16 protein-coding genes and 1 tRNA gene are annotated in these 19,148 nt (G+C 60.9%); 12 read left to right on the plus strand and 5 right to left on the minus strand.

The features are described from left to right. The first annotated feature begins 16 nt into the window (after positions 1–16). A complete protein-coding gene (locus tag JF539_RS18715; protein ID WP_207142240.1) occupies positions 17–1,255 on the plus strand; it encodes a lytic murein transglycosylase in 1,239 nt (412 codons plus the stop codon). After that, positions 1,245–2,642, plus strand: coding sequence for a DUF459 domain-containing protein (locus tag JF539_RS18720; RefSeq protein WP_209017415.1), 1,398 nt, complete (start codon positions 1,245–1,247; stop codon positions 2,640–2,642). The genes JF539_RS18715 and JF539_RS18720 overlap by 11 nt, the downstream gene beginning before the upstream one ends. A 161-nt stretch (positions 2,643–2,803) precedes the next feature. Here JF539_RS18720 and JF539_RS18725 read toward each other — a convergent pair whose 3' ends face one another. Further along, a complete protein-coding gene (locus JF539_RS18725; RefSeq protein ID WP_207142241.1) occupies positions 2,804–4,234 on the minus strand; it encodes a glutamate synthase subunit beta in 1,431 nt (476 codons plus the stop codon). Between the two features lie 86 nt (positions 4,235–4,320). After that, on the minus strand, positions 4,321–9,051 hold the full coding sequence (gene gltB / locus JF539_RS18730) for a glutamate synthase large subunit (protein ID WP_207142242.1): 4,731 nt from the start codon (positions 9,049–9,051) through the stop codon (positions 4,321–4,323). Between the two features lie 794 nt (positions 9,052–9,845). Between gltB and JF539_RS18735 the strand changes: the two genes are divergently transcribed. From JF539_RS18735 to JF539_RS18755, 5 genes are all read left to right on the plus strand, one after another. Further along, positions 9,846–10,145 (plus strand): DUF2282 domain-containing protein, encoded by a 300-nt coding sequence (locus tag JF539_RS18735; protein ID WP_207142243.1) that lies wholly within the window; start codon positions 9,846–9,848, stop codon positions 10,143–10,145. A 97-nt stretch (positions 10,146–10,242) separates the two neighbouring features. Continuing rightward, entirely contained in the window at positions 10,243–11,139 is an 897-nt protein-coding gene (locus tag JF539_RS18740) for a DUF692 domain-containing protein (protein WP_207142244.1), read from the plus strand. Between the two features lie 7 nt (positions 11,140–11,146). Further along, positions 11,147–11,929 carry a DNA-binding domain-containing protein gene (locus JF539_RS18745; RefSeq protein WP_209017416.1) on the plus strand — a complete coding sequence of 261 codons (783 nt, stop codon included), beginning with the start codon at positions 11,147–11,149 and terminating at the stop codon, positions 11,927–11,929. Positions 11,930–11,956: 27 nt separating this feature from the next. Then, on the plus strand, positions 11,957–12,541 hold the full coding sequence (locus JF539_RS18750; RefSeq protein WP_207142246.1) for a DoxX family protein: 585 nt from the start codon (positions 11,957–11,959) through the stop codon (positions 12,539–12,541). A gap of 45 nt (positions 12,542–12,586) precedes the next feature. Beyond that, positions 12,587–13,645 carry a threonine aldolase family protein gene (locus JF539_RS18755; protein ID WP_207142247.1) on the plus strand — a complete coding sequence of 353 codons (1,059 nt, stop codon included), beginning with the start codon at positions 12,587–12,589 and terminating at the stop codon, positions 13,643–13,645. An 85-nt stretch (positions 13,646–13,730) separates the two neighbouring features. Here JF539_RS18755 and JF539_RS18760 read toward each other — a convergent pair whose 3' ends face one another. Continuing rightward, positions 13,731–14,177 (minus strand): Hsp20 family protein, encoded by a 447-nt coding sequence (locus tag JF539_RS18760; RefSeq protein WP_207142248.1) that lies wholly within the window; start codon positions 14,175–14,177, stop codon positions 13,731–13,733. Positions 14,178–14,448: 271 nt separating this feature from the next. Here JF539_RS18760 and JF539_RS18765 point away from each other — a divergent pair, with 271 nt between their 5' ends. Next, positions 14,449–14,859, plus strand: coding sequence for a hypothetical protein (locus JF539_RS18765; protein ID WP_207142249.1), 411 nt, complete (start codon positions 14,449–14,451; stop codon positions 14,857–14,859). Positions 14,860–14,998: 139 nt separating this feature from the next. Further along, positions 14,999–16,090 carry an alpha/beta fold hydrolase gene (locus JF539_RS18770; protein ID WP_207142250.1) on the plus strand — a complete coding sequence of 364 codons (1,092 nt, stop codon included), beginning with the start codon at positions 14,999–15,001 and terminating at the stop codon, positions 16,088–16,090. On the opposite strand, the gene hisN is transcribed toward JF539_RS18770, so the two are convergent. Then, positions 16,064–16,864 carry a histidinol-phosphatase gene (gene hisN / locus JF539_RS18775; RefSeq protein ID WP_207142251.1) on the minus strand — a complete coding sequence of 267 codons (801 nt, stop codon included), beginning with the start codon at positions 16,862–16,864 and terminating at the stop codon, positions 16,064–16,066. The two genes, JF539_RS18770 and hisN, sit on opposite strands and share 27 nt — an antisense overlap. A 251-nt stretch (positions 16,865–17,115) precedes the next feature. Further along, complete coding sequence (locus tag JF539_RS18780) at positions 17,116–18,036, minus strand: N-formylglutamate amidohydrolase (protein WP_209017417.1); 921 nt, start codon at positions 18,034–18,036, stop codon at positions 17,116–17,118. 177 nt (positions 18,037–18,213) lie between these two features. On the opposite strand from JF539_RS18780, the gene cpdR reads away from it, so the two are divergent. The 3 genes from cpdR (at position 18,214) to ykgO (ending at position 19,133) form a co-directional block, all read left to right on the plus strand. Beyond that, entirely contained in the window at positions 18,214–18,573 is a 360-nt protein-coding gene (gene cpdR, locus JF539_RS18785) for a cell cycle two-component system response regulator CpdR (protein WP_148582983.1), read from the plus strand. Between the two features lie 137 nt (positions 18,574–18,710). Continuing rightward, positions 18,711–18,785: transfer RNA gene (locus tag JF539_RS18790), tRNA-Val, on the plus strand. 222 nt (positions 18,786–19,007) lie between these two features. Beyond that, positions 19,008–19,133: a type B 50S ribosomal protein L36 gene (ykgO, locus tag JF539_RS18795; protein WP_008551489.1), complete on the plus strand. Its 126-nt coding sequence runs from the start codon at positions 19,008–19,010 to the stop codon at positions 19,131–19,133. Positions 19,134–19,148 lie beyond the last annotated feature (15 nt).

Raw genomic sequence — 19,148 nt, forward strand, 5'->3', positions numbered from 1 at the left:
GCGAGCTTCCAATACCATGAATTCATTGATATTTTTCGAGCCACTTAAAAGGCGTCTTGGCCGGTTCCTGACTGCGGCGGTCGTTGCCGGCGGTTTGGCCTCCATGGTATCGCCCGTGTACGCCGATGCCGGTTTCAACCGGTTCATCCGGGATTTCTGGCCCCAGGCAAAGGCTGCGGGGATTTCTTCACAGACCTATAACGCGGTTTTTACCGGCATGGAGCCGGACGACGATACGCTGCGGCTGATTAACAAGCAGTCGGAATTCGTGAAACCGATCTGGGAGTATCTCGACAGCGCGGTCTCCGACGACCGGGTCGAGAAGGGCCGTAAACTGCTTCAGGAGTATGGCCCGGTCCTTCGCGAGATCGAAGCCCGTTACGGTGTCGACCGGAATGCGGTTCTGGCCATCTGGGGCATGGAAACGAACTACGGCGGTTTCATGGGCCGCCACAACGTCGTCCAGGCACTCGCTACGCTGGCCTATGCCGCACCCCGTCGCAAAAGCTTCTGGACAAAGGAATTGATCACGGCTCTTGGCATCGTTCAGGCCGGTCATGTCCGATTTCAGGACATGGAGGGGTCCTGGGCCGGCGCCATGGGGCACACCCAGTTCATGCCGTCGAGCTGGAAGGCCTATGCGGCCGACTACAATGGAGACGGACGCCGCGACATCTGGACCTCGATTCCGGACGCGCTGGCCTCGACCGCCAACTATCTGAAAAAACACGGCTGGCAGACCGGCAAGACCTGGGGCTATGAAGTCGCGCTTCCACGAGGCTTCGACTATCATCTGGCGGACGGCGAGAAGACGCTGACACTCGGCGAGTGGGCGAAATACGGCATCAAACGGTCCAACGGACGGAATTTTCCCCGTCCGTCCGACAATGCCATTCTGGTGCTTCCGGCAGGCGCAAGCGGACCGGCCTTTCTGATGCTGCGCAATTTCTACGTCATCAAGCGCTATAACAACGCCACCGCTTATGCCCTGGCCGTCGGACATCTGGCCGACCGGATCATCGGAGGAGGCAGGCTGGAAGGCGACTGGTCCCGCGATCATCTGCCGCTCAACCGGTCGGAAACGGCGGAGCTCCAGAACCTGCTCAACCGGCGCGGGTTTTCCGTCGGAACAGCCGACGGCAAGGTCGGACCGGCGACAAAGCGCGGCATCCGGGCCTACCAGCGCTCGAAGGGACTTGTTCCGGACGGCTATGCCTCCGTGGTTTTGCTGGCGAAACTGAAACTTGGCGGTTAAACTCGGTTACGGAATCCTTGCCATTCAGGAGCCGATGGTGACAGCCCGCAGGCGTCAAAGACGATCGCTTAAATCCATCAGATTGACCGTATGGGCCGCCGCGGCCTGCGCGTTCGTCCTTGCCTGCGAAGGCGTTCCGGATGCGCTTGCGCAGGAGCCGGCGCAAAAGGAAATCGTCATCGCCCAGAGCGGGATTCTCAAGGGCTTCAATCCTTTCGCTCCGCTGCAAAGGCTTTTCGGCGGCGGTAAACGGCGTACGAAGAAGCAACGTCCGAGCAAGCAAAGATCCCAGACGAGCCGTCGCGCAACCGGCACCCCCCCAGCTTTCGAAGCTATACCGAAAGACCCGAATGCCGGGTTGATCCTGGTGGTCGGCGACCGGATGGCGCGTGGGGTGGCCGACGGGCTTAAATTCGCGCTTGCCGAAAAGCCTCAGGTCCGCGTCGAGACGGTGACGGATGACAAGGCGGGCTTTGCCGGGAAGAGCCCGCCGGACTGGCCAACGCAGGTCCTCGCCAAGATCCGCGGCGCGGATGTAAAGGCGGTGGTGGTCATGATCGGACGCCAGGACCTGACCAAGAGCTTTCCCGGCGAGCCGCCGGTGGATTTCATGACCGGAGAATGGCTGGACGTCTATCGGGACAAGGTGGACGATCTCGTGCGGGTCGTCCGCCAGGAGAAAAAGCCGATTGTCTGGGCCGGTCTGCCGCCGACGAACGACGAGCTGGTCAATGCGGACTTTACCCAGTTGAACTCGATCTTCCAGAGCACGTCCGAGGACCGGCGGATCCGGTTTGTCGACATATGGGATATTTTCCTGGCCGAAGACGGCAGCTACTCTTCCTATGGACCCGACGTGGACGGCAAGAATGCCCGGCTCAGGACCAACGACAGGATCGATTTCACCTGGGCAGGCTATCGAAAAGTTGCGTTCTTCGTCGAGCGGGAGCTGTCCCGTCTTCTTGGCGGCTATGGGGGATATGCTTTTGAAGGGGTCGCGGACGATCCGAACTTCATCGTCCTGACCGGCCGAACGACCTCTCCGGAGGCGCTTCTGCTTGGCGGCGAGGACGACGAGGAAATCGACCCGCAGAGCACGGCCTATCGTTTCTTCGTCAAAGGCGATGCGTTGAAACCCATGCCGGGCCGGGTGGACAATCGCCGTATCGCCTCCCTGACGGAAGAGCTCGCACCCGTGCATGTGATTACGGAGAAGCCGGCCGCCCTGATGGGGCCGCATGCTTTCGAAGAGGTCGACCCCAATCGGCCGCCGGAGCTGTTCGAACGAACCGAGCCGGTCCGGTCCGGAGGATCGGGCCAACGGGCGTCCGCCCCGGTCAAACGTGTCTATCTACCCGTTGATGCCCGCACCGGCGCACCGCTTTGAGCGGAGCCCTGTTTACTCACAGAATATTTGGTTTCCCGAGCGACCTTCTGAAGTCCCGGCTCGAGGCCGGGGCTTCATGGCTTGAATGGGCTTAAAGCAGCTCGCATTTTGACGGAAACGCTTTTCGCTGTCCGAAATCAGAGATTTCAACGCGATCGGCTTTAACGCGGCAGGTCGGTGGAGCCGGTCAGGAAGAGGTCGACGGAGCGTGCTGCCTGGCGGCCTTCGCGGATCGCCCAGACCACCAGGGACTGGCCCTTGCGGACGTCGCCGGCGGCGAACACCTTGTTCATGCTGGTCATATAGTTCTCGGTATCGGCCTTCACATTGGTGCGGCCATCCAGTTCCAGCTTTTCACCCGACTGGGCGATATAGGTATCAAGGCGGGGACCAGAAAAACCGATTGCAGCCAGAACCAGATCGGCACGCAGAATGAACTCCGTTCCCTCGATCGGGCGGCGCTTCTCGTCGACACGGGCGCATTTGACGCCGACGATCCGGCCGTCTTCGCCGACGAGACCAAGGGTGGCGGCGGAGAACTCGCGCTCGGCACCTTCGGCCTGGGAGGAGGACGTACGGAACTTGGTCGGCCAATAGGGCCAGGACGTCATCTTGTCTTCTTTCAGCGGCGGGATCGGACGGATGTCCAGCTGTGTGACGGAAAGCGCACCCTGGCGGAAGGCGGTTCCCACGCAGTCGGATGCGGTGTCGCCGCCACCGATGACGACCACATGCTTGCCGGCTGCCCAGATCGGGGCCTCGTCGCCCTCGGGCTCACCGCCGACACGGCGGTTCTGCTGCACAAGGTAATCCATGGCCCAATGGCAGCCTTCCATCTCCATGCCGGTGACGCCCGGGTCGCGCGGCCGCTCGGCGCCGGCGCACAGGATCACCGCGTCGTGCCGGTCGGAGAGTTCTTCCAGGCTGACCGTGACACCGACATTGACGCCGTAATGGAAGGTCACACCCTCGGCTTCCATCTGTTTGACCCTGCGGTCGATATAGTGCTTTTCCATCTTGAAGTCCGGAATGCCGTAGCGCAGAAGGCCGCCGGCTTTCGGTTCGCGTTCATAGATGTGTACCGTGTGGCCGGCACGGGCAAGCTGCTGGCCGGCCGCCATTCCGGCGGGACCGGAGCCGACGATCGCGACCGCCTTGCCGGTCTTGGCCGCCGCCGGTTCGGGAACGATCCAGCCTTGTTCCCAGCCCTTGTCGGCAATCGCCTGTTCGACCGATTTGATGTTGACCGGAATGTCTTCCAGATTGAGCGTGCAGGCTTCCTCGCAGGGCGCCGGACAGATCCGCCCGGTGAACTCGGGGAAATTGTTGGTCGTGTGCAGATTGCGCAGGGCGATTTCCCAGTCCCCCTGGTAGACGAGGTCGTTCCAGTCAGGAATCTGGTTGTCGACCGGACAGCCGTCCGGGCCATGACAGAAAGGAATGCCGCAATCCATGCAGCGGGCAGCCTGATTGGCGACTTCCTGCTCGTTCAGCGGAATGGTGAATTCGCGGAAATGACGGATACGGTCAGAAGCCGGCTGGTATTTTTGTTCCTGCCGATCGATTTCCAGAAAACCGGTTACCTTTCCCAAGGCGACCTCCTCAAATTTTTGCGTCCCTAAGGCGGCTGCAATCGGCCGCGTTATGCGGCCGAGAGCCAGTTTGTTTGTCTCGAGCGTTATTCGGCCGCGACCATGCCCAGCCGCTGCTCCTCCATTTCCCGGAGCGCGCGGCGGTATTCGACCGGCATGACCTTGACGAATTTCGGCCGGTAGGTGGCCCAGTCGTCAAGAATGGCCTGTGCCTTGGCCGAACCCGTGTAATCCACATGCTTGGACAGCATCTGGCGCAGGCGTTCGTCGTCGTGGCGGGTCATGTCGCAGGAAAGATCCACGCGGCCCTTGTGCTCGATATCGCCGCCGTGATGGTGCAACTTTTCCAGAAGATCGTCTTCTTCCGTCACGGGCTCCAGTTCCACCATGGCCAGGTTGCAACGCGATCCGAAGGTGCCGTCTTCGTCCAGGACATAGGCGATCCCGCCGGACATGCCGGCCGCGAAGTTGCGCCCGGTCTGGCCGATCACCACGACGACCCCGCCGGTCATGTATTCGCAACCGTGGTCGCCGACGCCTTCGACAACGGCGATGGCGCCGGAGTTGCGGACCGCGAACCGTTCGCCCGCAACACCGCGGAAGTAGCACTCGCCTTCCGTCGCGCCGTAAAGAACGGTGTTGCCGACGATGATGGAGTTTTCTGCCACGATGCGGGTGTTGTCAGGCGGGCGGACGATGAGCTTGCCGCCGGCAAGTCCCTTGCCCACATAGTCGTTGGCGTCGCCCGAAAGGTCGATGGTGACCCCCCGCGCGACGAAGGCGCCGAAGGCCTGACCGGCGGTTCCCTTGAGGTTGATCTTCAAGGTATCCGGTTTCTTCAGGCCCTTGTTGCCGTAGCGCTTGGCGATCTCGCCGGAAAGCATCGCACCGACGGACCGGTCGACGGAGCAGATCGTTTCGTCGATTACGGTCGGTTCCAGATTGTCGAGCGCCGGTTTGGCGGCGGCGATCAGGCGGCGGTCGAGAATGTCGACGATCGGGTGTTCCTGGCGTGCCGTCCAGCGGGTTTCCTCCGCGGCAGCCTCCGGCTGGAAGAAAATCCGGGAGAAGTCCAGCCCCTGTGCCTTCCAGTGCTGGATGGCCGCGTTCTTGTCGAGAAAATCGGAACGTCCGATCAGGTCGTCGAGTTTCGCGATCCCGAGATTGGCCATCAGTTCCCTGACTTCTTCCGCGACGTAGAAGAAGTAGTTGATGACGTGTTCCGGCGTCCCCTTGAACCTCTTGCGCAGAACCGGGTCCTGGGTGGCGATGCCGACCGGGCAGGTGTTCAGATGGCACTTGCGCATCATCAGGCAGCCGGCGGCGATCAGCGGCGCCGTTGAGAAGCCGAATTCGTCCGCGCCCAGGAGCGCGCCGACGATCACGTCCCGTCCCGTGCGCAGGCCACCGTCGACCTGAAGGGCAATGCGCGAGCGCAGGCCGTTGAGCACCAGCGTCTGCTGGGTTTCGGCCAGGCCGATTTCCCAGGGCGACCCGGCATGCTTGATGGAGGTGAGCGGCGAGGCACCCGTACCGCCGTCATAGCCGGAAATGGTGATGTGGTCCGCGCGGGCCTTGGCGACGCCGGCCGCGACCGTGCCGACACCAACCTCCGACACCAGCTTGACGGAGATGTCGGCTTCCGGGTTGACGTTTTTCAGGTCGTAGATGAGCTGCGCCAGATCCTCGATGGAATAGATGTCATGGTGCGGCGGCGGCGAGATCAGGCCGACGCCCGGTGTCGAGTGACGCACCTTCGCGATCACCGCGTCCACCTTGTGGCCGGGCAGCTGACCGCCTTCGCCGGGCTTGGCGCCCTGGGCGACCTTGATCTGGATCATGTCGGAATTGACAAGATACTCGGTGGTCACGCCGAAGCGGCCCGAGGCCACCTGCTTGATGGCGGAACGCTCCGGGTTCATGGAACCGTTGGGGAGCGGCGCGAAGCGCTCGGGCTCCTCACCGCCTTCGCCGGTGTTGGACTTGCCGCCGATCCGGTTCATCGCAATCGCCAGCGAGGTATGGGCCTCCCTCGAAATGGAGCCGAAGGACATGGCGCCCGTGACGAAACGCTTGACGATCGCTTCCGCCGGTTCGACCTGATCGAGGCCGATCGGCGTACGGCCGAGCTCTTCCGCCGACTTGATCCGGAACAGGCCGCGGATCGCGTAGCGGCCGCTATCCTCGTTCACCTGTTTGGCGAAGGCGCGGTACATGTCCGGCAGTTCGGAGCGGACCGCATGCTGCAGGGTCGCGATGGACTCGGGCGTCCACATGTGGCTTTCGCCCCGTGTGCGGAAGGCGTATTCGCCGCCGACCGACAGGGACCGGCGCAGGATCGCGACGTCGCCGAAGGCGTCCTCGTGACGCAGGACCGTTTCTTCCGCCACCTCGTCCAGGCCGATGCCCTCGATCATGGTGGCCGTGCCGAAGAAGTACTTGTTGACGAATTCCGTGGACAGACCGACGGCGTCAAAGATCTGCGCGCCGCAATAGGACTGATAGGTCGAGATACCCATCTTGGACATGACCTTCAGGATGCCCTTGTCGATGGACTTGATATAGCGCTCGACGACTTCGTACTCATCGACTTCTTCCGGGAAGTCCATCTCGCTGTGCATGGACAGAAGCGTTTCGAAGGCGAGATACGGGTTGATCGCTTCCGCGCCGTAGCCGGCCAGAACGCAGAAATGGTGCACTTCGCGGGCTTCGCCGGTTTCCACCACGAGACCGACCGACGTGCGCAGCCCCTTGCGGATCAGGTGATGATGCACGGCCGCTGTCGCCAGAAGCGCGGGGATTGCGATCCGGGACCGGTTCACCAGGCGGTCGGACAGGATGATGATGTTGTAACCGTCGTTGACGGCTTTTTCCGCGCGTTCGCAGAGTTCCGCCAGCGCGCCTTCCATGCCGTCGGCACCTTTTTCCGCGCTATAGGTAATGTCGAGGGTCTTCGCGGAGAACTGGTTGTCGGCAACGTCGCCGATCGCCCGGATCTTTTCCAGGTCGTCGTTGGTGAGGATCGGCTGGCGCACTTCGAGGCGCTTGGAGGTCGAGAGGCCTTCCAGGTCGAAAATGTTCGGACGCGGGCCGATGAAGGAGACAAGGCTCATTACCAGCTCCTCGCGGATCGGGTCGATCGGCGGGTTGGTGACCTGCGCGAAGTTCTGCTTGAAATAGGTGTAGAGCAGCTTCGACTTGTCGGACAGCGCTGAAATCGGCGTGTCCGTGCCCATGGAGCCGATGGCCTCCTGACCGATGGTCGCCATCGGCGTCATCAGCAGCTTGATATCTTCCTGGGTGTAGCCGAAGGCTTGCTGGCGGTCGAGCAGGCTTTCGCCCGCGACCGGTGCGCGCTGGCGCACGCCCGGCAGGTCTTCCAGGACGATCTGGGTCCGGTGCAGCCAGTCCTTGTAGGGGTTCGCGGTGGAAAGCTGGCGCTTGATCTCGTCGTCGGAGACGATCCGGCCTTCCTCGAGATCGATCAATAGCATCTTGCCCGGCTGCAGACGCCATTTCTGGACGATCCGCTCTTCGGGAACCGGCAGGACGCCGACTTCAGAGGACATGATGACGAAATCGTCGTCGGTGACAATGTAACGGGCAGGGCGCAGGCCGTTGCGGTCCAGCGTCGCGCCGATCTGACGGCCGTCGGTGAAGGCAACGGCGGCCGGGCCGTCCCACGGCTCCATCATTGCCGCGTGATATTCGTAAAAGGCGCGGCGGTTGTCGTCCATCAGCGGGTTGCCGGCCCAGGCCTCCGGGATCAGCATCATCGCGGCGTGGGCCAGCGAATAGCCGCCCATGACCAGGAATTCCAGCGCGTTGTCGAAACAGGCCGTATCGGACTGGCCTTCGTAGGAAATCGGCCAGAGCTTGGAAATGTCGTCGCCCAGAAGGGTGGAGGAAACGGACGCCTGACGGGCGGCCATCCAGTTGACGTTGCCGCGCAGCGTGTTGATCTCGCCGTTGTGGGCAACCATCCGGTAGGGATGCGACAGTTCCCAGGACGGGAAGGTGTTGGTGGAAAACCGCTGGTGCACCAGCGCGAGGGCCGACTGGAAGCGCTCGTCCTTCAGGTCGGCGTAGTACGCGCCAAGCTGATAGGCGAGGAACATGCCCTTGTAGACGATGGTGCGGCTCGACAGCGAGGTGATGTAAAAGCCATTTCCGACCGCATCGGTTTCCTTGCGAACGGTATTGGAAATCACCTTGCGAAGAACGTAAAGCCGGCGTTCGAAGGCGTCCCGGTCATCGCCGTTGGACTTTCTGATGAACACCTGACGGGATACCGGCTCGGTCGCCGCAATGTCGGGGGCCTTGGAGAGCGAGGAATTGTCGACCGGAACGTCGCGCCAGCCGATCAGGTCCTGACCTTCCGCCTTGATGACGCGCTCGACGATTTCTTCGCATTTCGCGCGCAGGACTTCATCTTGCGGCATGAACACAAAGCCGACGCCGTACTGGCCGAATTCGGGAAGAGGCGTTCCCGCCTTTGCCATCTCTTCGTCGAAGAAGGCGTGCGGAATCTGCACCAGCATCCCGGCGCCGTCGCCCATCAGGGGATCCGCGCCAACGGCGCCGCGGTGCGTCAGGTTTTCGAGGACCTGCAAACCGTCGGCGACGATCTTGTGCGATTTTTCGCCCTTCATGTGAGCAACAAAGCCGACGCCGCAGGCATCGTGTTCGCGCGACGGATTGTAGAGCCCTTTGTCGGCAGCCGTGCCAAGTCGTTCGGAAAGAGTGGAGGAGGTGGCTTTTACATCCACGCCTCCGTCCTGAATGGCTGTGCTCGTCGTCAGCTCTGGTCTCGTCATGTGCGCCCTCACTCTTAACCCCAGTGTCGCCGTGGCCTGAAGCGTCGGGTTCCGTTCGGGTCGCATTCACGTCAAGAATGCGGCTCGGCGAACCCTGGCCCAAGTGCCCCGGCTCTGTTGTTGTGTCTACCGCGCCGGTCTATCAAAACAAACCGCCGCATTGACGCAGCGGGCTTTCCGCTGCCGAGACGTATCGTCTCGCATCTTTCACGAACCCTCCCCAGGTCCGCTGTCTGGTCAGCCCGGTCGTTTCGTTCGAAACGGCGTCTGAGATCGCTCAGAAACGCCGCTGCATTTGGGACAGTATCCCTGTCCTATTCCGGGCGGCGCGAACATGACAGATTTCGCCGCAAGGAGCAAGAGCGTTTCTCCGAGGGGCTATTATAATTGTTTCGCACAAAAAGCGCTATGCGTCCGGAAAGGACAATTCCGCCGGGTTCCAAGAAACAATCTTTCGTTTGTTAAATGTTTGTTCCGCGACTGCGCTCTCAATTCAAGCGGCAACGACCATGAACAGTCCGACGGTGCCGGTCCGATCCGGGAGCAAGATGCGCGGCCTGGAGTGGTCGGCTCGGCAGTTTAACCGGTGCAATAGTGTCCGGAGAGAGGGATATACCTGCCGAGGGATGCATTTGTCGCCTGCCGGATAGGTCCTATTAACGAGGGGCGGTATAAAAGGTCACGGGCGTTTGATTTCCTATTTATCGTCATGACGCTCATTTACTGAGAGTGCCCGCGTGGTCAGGACGCGCAGGCTTTTTGTTGGAATTCAAAGCCGATCAGAGGAGTTTGAGATGAAGAACAAGGCTATGTCCGCGGCGATCGTTGCCGGCGCCGTTGCAACCGCCGTCGCCGGTCTTGCGGCCAGCGTACCGGCTCACGCCCAGGCCAAGGAAAAATGCTACGGTGTTTCCCTGAAGGGTCAGAATGACTGCAAGGCCGGTCCGGGCACCACCTGTGCGGGAACCTCCACCGTCGATTATCAGGGCAACGCCTGGACGCTGGTTCCGAAAGGCACCTGCACGACCATGAAATTGCCGGGCGACCGCCATGGTTCGCTGACGGAACTCAAGCGCGACCTTCCGGAAGCCTGACGGCAGCCTGTTGGCTTCCGCTCGGCGATGACCGCAAGTCGGGCAGGTGGACGGGACGCCGCCTGCCCAAACGTCACTTCCCGCCAGGGAGAAAACCATGCTGGGCGAGACATCTTCCCCAAAGAGCGATCGGATCGGATCGGCGATCCCGGCACGCGCGGGCGCCGGTCTCAAACCGGAACACGTCGCCGAGATCCTGCGGACGGAGGCGGACATCGGTTTCTTCGAGGTCCATGCCGAAAACTACATGGGTGCGGGTGGGCCGCCGCATCGCCAGCTGGAAGCGATCCGCGACCGATATCCGGTCTCGCTGCATGGCGTCGGATTGTCCATCGGCGGCGAACAGCCGCTCGACAAAGAGCATCTTCAAAGGTTGGCGGCGCTTAACCGGCGCTACGAACCCGGTCTCTTTTCCGAGCATCTGGCCTGGTCGACCCACGACACGTCCTACTACAACGATCTTCTGCCGGTGCCCTATGACCGGACCACGCTGGAGCGGGTCTGCGATCATATCGATGAAGTTCAGGAGACGGTCGGACGGCGGATGCTTCTGGAGAATCCTTCGACCTATGTCGCCTTCGAACAAAGCACCATGAGCGAGATCGAGTTCATCAAGGAGATCGCGCGGCGGACCGGTTGCGGCCTTCTTCTCGATATAAACAACGTTTATGTGTCCTGTACGAATCATCAGCATTCGCCGGAAGACTATCTCGCCGCCTTTCCGATGACGGATGTCGGCGAAATTCACCTCGGCGGTCATGCGCCGGACACGGACGACGCGGGCAGGCCCTTGCTGATCGATGCGCACGACCGGGCAGTCGACGATGCCGTGTGGCGGCTGTATGAGAGCGTCGTTTCAAACCACGGCGCGTTGCCGACCCTGGTCGAATGGGACAACGATATTCCCGCTTGGCAGGTTTTGCGCGCGGAGGCGGAAGCCGCGGATCTTATTCTGTCTCGCGCGGAAGAGACCGTTCTGTGGCGCGTTGTCTGACATGTCCATGACGGTCTTTCCTTCCAAAACCGGCGCGAAGGACTTTGCCGGAGCCCTGCTTGACAGCGCGGCCGCGACGCCGGACGGGATCGTCGGGCCGGACGGGAAAGCCGCGCCGAAAAGGTTCAACGTTTACCGGAACAACGTCGTCGTCAGCCTGTGCGAAGCGCTTGGGCAGATCTACCCGGCCGTAAAGACCCTGCTGGGAGACGAGTATTTCAATGCCGTCGCGCGCGCCTTTGTGACCCGGCATCCGCCACAATCGCCGGTCCTTATCTGGTATGGCGGGGCGTTCGCCGCCTTCATCGAGGAGTTTCCCCCGCTTGAAGCCTATCCTTATCTGGTGGATGTGGCCCGGGCGGAATGGTCCTGGCTGCAGGCTTATCACGCGGCGGATGCGGCCCCGATGGACCCTGCGCTTCTGGGCGCCCTCGATCCCGAGAAGGTCGGAGAGGCCCGTTTAGAAAAACACCCGGCCGCCCTTCTTGTACGGTCGGACTGGCCGGTCCTGGATCTTTTGCGCGCCAACAGGTTTTTTCCTGAAGACGCTGTCGCGGTCGATCTCAGCCTGTCCCAATCGGTTCTGATCACACGGCCGGATCTGGACGTGGAGATACGACTGCCGTACCCCGGTGGTGCGGTCTTCATTGAGGCTTTATTCGAGGGATTTGCGCTGGCGGAAGCCGCCGGAAAGGCGCAATCTCAATGTGCGGAATTTTCGTTGTCCGACTGTTTGTCGGACTGTTTGTCCAGCGGAGCTTTCACGGGTCTGACTGCAGGCCGGGAATAGTTGTCTAAGGTTCGGTAAGGGGGAATTATGGGAGCGCTCATCGGCTTCTTCATCAGGATTTACACCGCTGTGTTCGGTGCGCTGGAACGGTTAACCAATGGCTGGTTGCTGGGACTGGCCGCCCGTTTCATCTTTGCCGCCGTTCTTTTTCAGTTTTTCTGGAATTCCGCGCTGACGAAAATCGGCGGAAACATCATGAACATCTTCACCCCGACCGCCGGCGCCTATGCGCAAATGCTGCCCAAATTGATGGAGCAGGTCAGTTACGATACAAGCCAGGTTGCCTTCTTTCCCTATGGACTGATGGTTCTGCTCGGCACGTGGGGCGAGTTCCTGCTTCCCATCATGGTGGTTGTGGGCCTGTTCACGCGCTTCGCCAGCCTTGGCATGATCGTCTTCATCATCGTTATGTCCTATGTGGACATTTACGGCCACGGAGCGGACGCCAAGACCATCGGCGCGCTTTTCGACGGCGAGCCCTACGCGATCATCTCTGACGACCGGCTGCTGTGGATCTTCCTGCTCCTGGTTCCGGCGCTGAAAGGTCCAGGCGTGATATCCCTCGACTGGCTGCTCGGGTCCTACTATCGCAAGCGGGAAATGTACTACTGAGAAAATCGGGTTGCCGCTTGCCCGGTCAGGTGATTAAACCGGTCCATGAATTTCGCGAGCGACAACTGGGCAGGGGCGGCGCCGGCGGTGATGTCGGCGCTCGCCCGCCACAATACCGGGTTCGCGCCGGCCTACGGCACGGACCCGCTGACGGAAACCGTTTCACAGACATTCCGCGACATTTTCGAGCGAGACGTGGCCGTGTATTTCGTGGCCACGGGTACAGCGGCCAACGCGTTGTCACTCGCCGCCTGCACAAAACCCGGCGGGATTTTCTTCTGTCACGGGAGCGCACATATCCAGGTGGACGAGTGCAATTGCCCGGAGTTCATGACCGGGGGCGGCAAGCTCGTCAGCGTTGCCGGGCAAAATGGCAAGTTTACCGCAGACGCGCTTTCTGAGGCTATGGCTGCGTTTCCCGACGGTGTCGTTCATCACGGGCAGGTGGCCGGGGTTTCGATCAGTCAGGCCACGGAAAGCGGAACCGTCTACACGCTGGACGAAATCGCGGCGGTCAAGGATGTCTGCCGTTCCCGCGCCGTTCCGTTGCATATGGACGGGGCCCGTTTCGCCAACGCGCTGGTCACGCTTGGATGTTCGCCGGCGGACATGACCTGGAAGGCGGGCGTGGATGTCCTGTCCTTCGGGGCGACCAAAAACGGCTGCTGGTGTGCGGAGGCCGTGGTGTTCTTCGATCCGGAGGTGGCCCGAGGCTTTGAGTATGTGCGCAAGCGCGGCGGGCATCTCTTTTCCAAGAGCCGGTTCGTCGCAGCCCAGTTTGAAGGCTATTTCGAGAATGACAATTGGCTGGCGACGGCCGGCCACGCAAACGGGATGGCCTCGAAGCTTGCCGAAGGTGTCCGGGAGCGCGGCGGACGCACGGCCTGGCCGGTGGAAGCCAACGAACTCTTCCCGGTCCTGAAACGGAGCCGGTTCGAGGCGTTGAAAGCGGCCGGGGCGGCGATCTACGAATGGCCGTTGCCTGAGGGAGCCGGAAGCCCCGCGCCGGCGGACGACGAAGTCTGTTTCCGAATGGTCACAAGCTTTGCGACCGAAGAGGCGGAGGTGGACGCCTTTTTGAAGGTGCTGGCAGACCGGTCTTGAAGACTGTCTGAGGGCTGCAACGAAAAGGGCGCCCGGTTTCCCAGGCGCCCTGATAGCGTTCGAAAAAACAGAGAAGTGTCCGCCTTTAGTGAGCGGCGCCTTCGATCTGTTTGGCAGAGCCGGACGCGATCTCGATCTTGCGCGGCTTCATCGCTTCGGGAATTTCCCTCACGAGATCGACGTGCAAGAGGCCGTTCTCGAGGCTCGCGCCTTCCACGCGGACATGTTCGGCGATCTGGAACCGGCGCTCGAAGGAGCGTGCCGCGATGCCGCGATAAAGGATTTCGCGGTCGGAATCTTCTTCGCCTTTCTCACCCTTGATGGTGAGGGCGTGTTCTTTCGCTTCCACCGAAAGCTCGGCATCGGTGAAACCCGCGACCGCCATGGTGATGCGGTAGGTGTTTTCGCCGGTGCGTTCGATATTGTAGGGCGGATAGCTGGGGGCCTCGTTGCCGGCGGAATCCAGCATCGAGAAGAGGCGGTCGAACCCGACGGTGGACCGGTAGAGCGGAGAGAAGTCCAAGTGACGCATGTTATCGTCCTCCTATGAGCAACTGATACTTCACTGATGTTTGCGCCCCGGCCCCCGGTTTCCGGCGGGACAGGACTGTTACGCAGACCCGTATTGGCGCCTGCGAACTAGAGGTGGGCATTCCGTTTTTTCATTTCAAGAGCCATGCGTGCGCTGTGGCTTTCCGGAGATGAATGCCAAATGAACGAAGCCTTCCGGTTCGGTTCAACCGGCATCCGGCATCTTCCTTTCAACGTCAGCGCGGCGCTGGCGGTGAAACGAGGAGACTGAAATGTTTTTTTCCGCTTCGAAATTGTCCGTACCTCTCGTCGGCGCTCTTTTTCTCGCCTGCGCCGGGGCTGCATCCGGCGCAGGCGCCGCGCCATTGTCGGGGCCCGTCAAGATCGGGGAAGCGCAGTCGGAACTGGTGATCAAGGCGGACCATCGCGGCCACCGCGACGGCCGGCACTGGAACGGGCCCCGTCACGGGTATCACAAGCTGGGACCGCGCCAGATCCGACGTAGCCTGAGACACCGCGGTTTCCATGGCATCAAGATCGTCAACCGCCGCGACCGGGTTTACATCGTCCATGCGCGCGGCTGGCGCGGATTTCCGATGCGGCTCGTGGTCGACGCCCGAAACGCCCGTATTCTGCGCAGCAAGCCGGTCGGCCGTCATTTCTACCCGCACCGGCACTGGTAGGACTTCGTTCCCGGATTTGTCACATTTCAAGCCAGGCTCTTTGGGGAGCCCGGCCTGAAGTGTGTTGTGGGGGCGTGCGAAGCCCGTTATCAAGTTCATCTGGAACGGTTAACGCTCCGATATCTTGAACCGGACTGCCATGAGCCTGCACGAACATCCGAACAATCCGATACCAGCCGGCGCCCATTGCGATTTTGTCGAAACACCCGACCGTGTCCGTATACGCTATGCGCACTGGCCGGCCGCGGGCAAAAGGCGGTTGGGAACGGTGACCCTGCTGCAAGGGCGCGCGGAGTTCATCGAAAGATATTTCGAGGTAATCGAGGACCTTCGAGCACGCGGCTTCGCCGTTGTTGCTTTCGACTGGCGCGGTCAAGGCGGTTCGCAGCGCGTCACCCGGAACCCAAACCGGGGACATATCTCGAATTTCAAGAAATTCAGGCTGGATCTGAGGACGGTCCTGAAAAAGGTCTCCCTGGCGACCTATCCCGGACCGCATTTCGCTCTGGCGCATTCTACCGGTGCGTTGGTGCTCTTGTCGGACAGCGAACGGCTGCGGACCATGCTGGACCGGGCGGTTCTGGTTGCTCCGCTGCTGGGATATGCCCCGGGCTCTCGAGGGCCGGAACCCGCTGAGGTCGGCCGGAAACTCCTGAACCTGATTTCCCTTGGCCTTCTCGGGAAACCCGGGCTCAAGACAACGGCGCCCAAGACCTCCGCCTTTGTCGAGAAACTGGGATATCCGGTCGCCCGCGTCCTGTCAGCCATCGGCTTCGGCAGGCTTTACACGCCGGGGGGCGGAAAAAAGCCCGATTGGACGTTTGAGAACAACGGCCTGACATCTGACAGAACCCGGTTTGAACGCTCCGCCGAGGTTCAGGAAGCCGCGCCCGAACTGGCGATCCGGGGTGTCACCTTCGGCTGGCTCAGTGCCGCGACCCGCACGATGAAATCCTTCAGGAGACGCGATGCGGGCCCGAACATGAAACTTCCCTGCCTGGTCTTCGCCGCGGGAAACGATCAGATCGTTTCGACACCGATGATCGAGGATTTCGTGGCGCGCACCAAGGCCGCGGCCTATGTCGAGATACCCGGTGCCGGACATGAAATCATGATGGAGCGGGACATTTACAGAGAGCAGTTCTGGGCGGCGTTCGATGCCTTCATTCCCGGCCTGGAAGCCGAGCAGGACCTCGAACGGGCCTCACGCGGAGAGCGCGAGTTTTCCTAACAGGACGTCGTGCAGACGCGGATCGCCGGAGGCGACGATGCGTCCGCCTTCTGAAGGCGATCCCCCCGTCCAGGTCGTCACGACGCCGCCTGCCCCTTCCACGATCGGGACAAGGGCGACAATGTCGTAGGCCTGAAGACCGGATTCGATAACGGCATCGCCGTGCCCGGCGGCGACCATGCAATAGGCGTAACAATCCGTGCCGTATCTGGACAGCCGAACCTCGGCCTCCACCCGGTCGAAAGCGTCTCGTTCCTCCTGCGTGAACAGGGCCGGCGTGGTTGTGAAGATTGTCGCGTCTTCAAGGCGCGTGCAGGACCGGCTGCGCAGGGACGTCTCACCGAGCGGTCCGCGATACCAGGCCGTTTTGCCGTCTCCGGCAAACCTCTCGCCGATATAGGGCTGAACCATCATGCCGAGGCTGGCGGCTCCCCTGGTTCTCAAGCCGATCAGGGTTCCCCAGGTGGGCAGGCCGGTGATGAAGGCGCGCGTTCCGTCGATCGGGTCCAGAACCCAGACGTTTTCCGCCTCGAGGTTCTCCGGACCGTGCTCTTCTCCCAGAATGCCGTGGTCCGGAAAAGTGCTGTTGATCAGCCTTCTCATGGCCGTCTCGCCGTTTCTGTCGGCAATGGTGACCGGGTCGAAGCCTTTGTCCCATTTGTTGTCGACCGCGAAACCCTGCCGGAAATGCGGCATGATCGCTTCGCTGGCGGCATCGGCAAGTCTGTCCAGAAAAGGCGCGAACGCGTTCGAACCCGGTCCAATTTGCGTCATCTTCGCTCCTGAAAGGCGGTCCGGATTTCCGGAGGGTAAGTCAATGTGACGCTTATATAACCGTTTCTGCTGAAAAATGAATCTGCAAAAGAGGCTTTATTGCTCATTGTTTCATCAGAAAATGAACCTGAATGGGGTTGACCTTTGTGCGGTGCGGTGCGATTTTATTGCAGTGCGATACTTTATCGCATCGCCCTCCTTGGGCGTTTCCTCCCTAGACTCTGGCCGCTTCTTTGAAAGCGGCCTTTTTTTTATTCCGCCGCGATCGGATCGGAATAGAGCGCTGCGTCGGGCATGGAGGTCAGGTCGCGGGCGAAGTCCCGCAGATTGTCGAAAAGATCCTGAAAGCCGCTGGAGGGTTCAAACCTGGTTTCGTTCAAGTAAAGGCCGCGGTTGATCTCGATCTGGAGGGCATGAAGGCCGCTGGCGGGCCTGCCGTAATGCTCCGTGATAAAGCCGCCGGCATAAGGCTTGTTGCGGCTGACGGTATAGCCCATGTTCCGGAGGATCGAATAAGCGAACTCGGTCAGCTCCGGACTGCAGCTCGTTCCATAGCGGTCGCCAAGGATAAAGTCCGGCCTTGTGTCCGTGGTCTGGCATTTGACGCTGGACGGCATGGAATGGCAGTCGATCAGAACCGCATAGCCGAAGGTGACATGGGTCTGGGCCAACAGACGGCGCAAGGTCGAATGATAGGGCTTGTAGATTTCCTCGACCCGGCCGAGGGCTTCCTCGACAGGCAGCTTGGACCGGTAGATCTCATGGTTTTCGCTGACGATCCTCGCCACCGTTCCAAGACCGCCGGCAACGCGGATCGAGCGGATGTTCGCGTAGGACGGCAGACGTCCGCTGAACATTTTCGGGTCGAGCTCGTAAGGCTCCCGGTTCACGTCCAGATAGGCTCTCGGGAAGTGGGCGCGCAGGAGCGGGGCTCCCAGCGGTACGACATGACCGAACAAATCGTCCACATAGGCATCCTCCGACCGGCGGATCGAAACTTCGTCCAGTCTCGACGAGGCAATGAAGTCCGCCGGATACTGGCGGCCGGAATGAGGGGAGTTGAAGACGAAGGGTAGCCGCTGGTCCGCGGGACTAAGAACATCGAACGCCGGAAAACCGTTGAAATCGGCTTCGAATGGAATTTCGGGCGGTGGGCTTTCGATGTCCGACAAATGATGTGTCCCGGTTGTTGAGTTTCTTATGGTGCCAAGGAATCAACACGCAGTCCACAGTCACGGCATCAAAAGCTTAGGAGAACCAATTCTCCCTATCTTTCTGTGGGATTCGAGCTATAACCGGCTTCAGAGGAACTTGCACCGTCCGCAAATATAAAGAAATGGTCGTTTACGATGCCACGTATCCTGCTTGCCGAAGATGATAACGATATGCGTCGCTTTCTCGCCAAGGCGCTGGAGAATGCCGGACACGATGTCGTTTCGTTCGATAACGGTAAAAGCGCCTATGAACGTCTGCGCGAAGAACCGTTTTCCCTGCTGCTTACAGATATCGTGATGCCGGAAATGGACGGCATTGAGCTTGCCCGCCGTGCGACGGAACTGGACCCGGACCTGAAGGTGATGTTCATAACGGGGTTTGCCGCGGTCGCCCTGAACCCGGAATCGGACGCGCCGAAAGACGCCAAGGTGCTGTCTAAACCCTTTCATTTGAAGGATTTGGTGCAGGAAGTGGAGCGCATGCTCGCCGCCTGAGGGGCGTGCCCGCGCAGGTTCCGAATACGGCGCGGGAAATTTTGACAGTTCGGTGAAAAGGGGGGTTGCCTTGATCGGCGTTCCCCGTTATATCGCACTCCACCACGGCGCGCCGGCGCCGGATTACCGAGACATTCGGGCGTGTAGCTCAGCGGGAGAGCACTTCGTTGACATCGAAGGGGTCACAGGTTCAATCCCTGTCACGCCCACCATTTTTGCGCTGATTGAAGTTTCATGAGGCGCGGACCGGACCGAAGCAGGCGCAATCCCTGCAGGCTTCGAGACCGGTGCGGGGCCATAGCTCCGGACTTGCAATTCATCGGCCTTCTCCTGTCGTTCAGGTCAGACAGGGTGACCGGCCGGTTTAGGGACATGAGCGCCTCCGGCGCTCATTTGGTTTAAAGAATCAGGGCCCTGTTGAGGGGGACAGAGACATGAAGATCAAAAACTCGCTCAAAGCGTTGATGGGCCGCCACCGTGACAACCGCATGGTTCGCCGGAAGGGCCGCGTCTACATCATCAACAAGAAAAATCCGCGTTTCAAGGCTCGTCAGGGCTGATACCGACGGCACGTC

The sequence above is a fragment of the Roseibium aggregatum genome (assembly GCF_017309185.1).
Taxonomy (GTDB): domain Bacteria; phylum Pseudomonadota; class Alphaproteobacteria; order Rhizobiales; family Stappiaceae; genus Roseibium; species Roseibium aggregatum_B.